3 protein-coding genes are annotated in these 2,591 nt (G+C 42.1%); all 3 read right to left on the minus strand.

What is annotated here, in order from left to right:
- The coding region (locus AC1DUW_RS25550; protein WP_477643796.1) for an FAD-dependent oxidoreductase at positions 1 to 1,094 on the minus strand (1,094 nt) is incomplete at its 3' end.
- Positions 1,095 to 1,182: 88 nt separating this feature from the next.
- Positions 1,183 to 2,031, minus strand: coding sequence for a fumarylacetoacetate hydrolase family protein (locus AC1DUW_RS25555; protein WP_053346172.1), 849 nt, complete (start codon positions 2,029 to 2,031; stop codon positions 1,183 to 1,185).
- 20 nt (positions 2,032 to 2,051) lie between these two features.
- A partial coding sequence (locus AC1DUW_RS25560; protein ID WP_477643797.1) for a cupin domain-containing protein occupies positions 2,052 to 2,591 on the minus strand: 540 nt, incomplete at its 5' end.

Genomic DNA, 2,591 nt, shown 5'->3' on the forward strand with positions numbered 1-2,591 from the left:
CCTTGAAGGTGATGCAATGCAGTGGTTGATCCGTCGCGGTTCCACTTTGCGGCAATCCGTCTTTCAGTTGCTGCTGCATCAACTGCTGCTTTCCGCTCCGTTTCAGAATTAGATTGAAGTGCTTTCTCAATCCCCCGTACAGAAATAATTGCATCCGGTACACCGGWGTTCAATCCACGGGCACCAAAAGGAGCAAACAAATGGGCTGCTTCACCGGCGAGAAGAATTCGCCTTTTTTCATCTGTAAAGGAATTGGCAACAACCTGATGAAAACGGTATGTAGATACCCATGTAATACGCTCAGCATATTTAGCATCCATCACTTTTGGAAGCCACTTTTTGACACCCTCGATATTTGTATAGTCATCCGGATTGTCCCCTTCTAAAAGCTGAAGATCCACACGCCAGCCGCCATTAAACGGAACAAACATCACATTCCTTCCTCCCATGGCTGGATGTTGATAATGAAATGTACGCTCAAGCGGTAGGGGATTTTCCTCATCTTCCTTTACATCAACTACAAGGAATGTATCTGCCGTTCGTGGTCCTTCAAATTTTAAACCAGCCTGTTCTCTTACAACAGAATGTGATCCGTCACTGCCAATAATGTATTGTGCTTCCCACACTTCACCGGATTTTGTAGTCAATCTCACCCCAACATCGGTAATATCCAATTTTTCCACTGGTGAACCCCAAACGAATTCAACACCAGCGTCAAGACAGGCATCATAAATATGCTTTTCAATATCATCTTGGTGCAATGCCGTGAAATGGGGTAATTTATTTTGATCGGTATTATCCGTAAAACCATAATTACGGACATACACTTCTTTTCCTTTATAAAGCGTTCGCTTAACCGGCCAAATGATTCCATTGCGCCCTAGTGTGAACCCAAGTCCTTTCGAAATTTCTTCCAAAAGTTTTAGAGTCGCACTGTGAGTATAGATCGCCCGGCTGCCCGGACGAGGACGGCCATGTGGATCCGCTTCAATTACTACAGAAGAAATCCCTTTTTGTTTCAATGCAAGACCCGCTACTAAACCAACCGGGCCAGCTCCAACAACTATTACATCGCATTTATTTACTTTTTCCATAGATGAGATTCTCCTTTTTTTAATATTTAATAATTACTTGTGGTTAGAATTATAAGGCAAAATAGACTATTTTCAGTTTTACAATCGCTTAAACTTCTCCGGCTAGTTTAACATCTACTGTGAATTCACCAATTTGGTCAATTTTAATGCGGACACAGTCCCCCGCTTCAATCGGACCAACTCCTTCAGGGGTACCGGTTGCCACAATATCTCCAGGAAGGAGCGTCATATTATCGCATGCCACTTCAAAACATTTATAGCAATCGTAAATGAGATGTTTTGTACTTCCATCCTGACGTACTTCATCGTTCACCCATAATGTCATGGCCAAGTCATTAGGATCTTCGATTTCATCGGCAGTCACAATCCATGGTCCAATCGGAGTAAATGAATCAAACGACTTTCTCCAGGTCCGCTCTTCATTGCCCCGAATGGAAATATCCAATAAGGCAAAATAACCAAAGATATAATCTTTTGCCTCTTCCACCTTTACATTTTTCGCCTTTTTACCGACCACATATCCAAGCTCCGCCTCATGGTCCGTACGACGATCCTTATAAGGAAGTAAAATAGGGTCAGAGGGGCCTGATAAGGACTCAGGTGATTTCAGAAACAAGGCAATTTCTTCGATTGTCCTAGGTGCGTTGTTGAATATTTTATTCATTTCTTCTTGATGTTTTCGATAGTTCACAGGTGCAGCCCAAATTTTCCGTGTACTTGGAACGGGGGATTTCAATCTCACCTCGTTCAATGAATAAGAAGTGCCTGTTTCCGCTTCCCGATTCATTTCCTCTTTAAGTTCATTAAAATATTCAACGAGCTTGAGGAAAGAAGCATTCGGGTCAGCTTTATCCCAACCTGCTACTTTTGATACATCTGTTACACGGTCTCCCATTACTACTCCAAGTAAATCGTCATTAAAAATAGCAATCTTCACAATGCCTCCCCCTTCTCTTCTCAAACGGTTCCGTCAGGAATAAAGACTTTTTCCACTACCTGGTGTCCATCATTTTCTTGGTAACCCTCGCTGAATTCAAGCTCTAATTTTTCCATGACTGGTTTGTCATTGAAGGAGAATAGGAACACATCTTCAATTCCCGTGTTCACATGCTCATGATTGCTCCATGGTGGTAGAATAAAGAAATCTCCTTTTTCCCATTCAAACTTCTGACCATCAATGACCGTATAGCCTGTACCTTCAAGAACATGAAAAATTGCGCTGTGAACATGTCGGTGCGCTTTCGTTTGCTGACCTGGTTTCAGCTTTTGCATCATTGTGCCAATGCGTAAATCAGCAGAGCCACCTGTGGTTGGGTTAATATATTCAATCGCATAGCCGTCAAACGGGTCAAAATCTGCTTCTGTCATATGATTAAGCAAATATTTAACACGATCGAATTTGTAACCGAAAATTGGTGATGGATAATCAGGAGCTGATTTTTCATTTAGCTTTTTAAACGCTCCCGTTGAAAATTGCTGATTAGCATAGTTTTCCGG

It is taken from the genome of Peribacillus sp. P4_C12, from assembly GCF_056402095.1.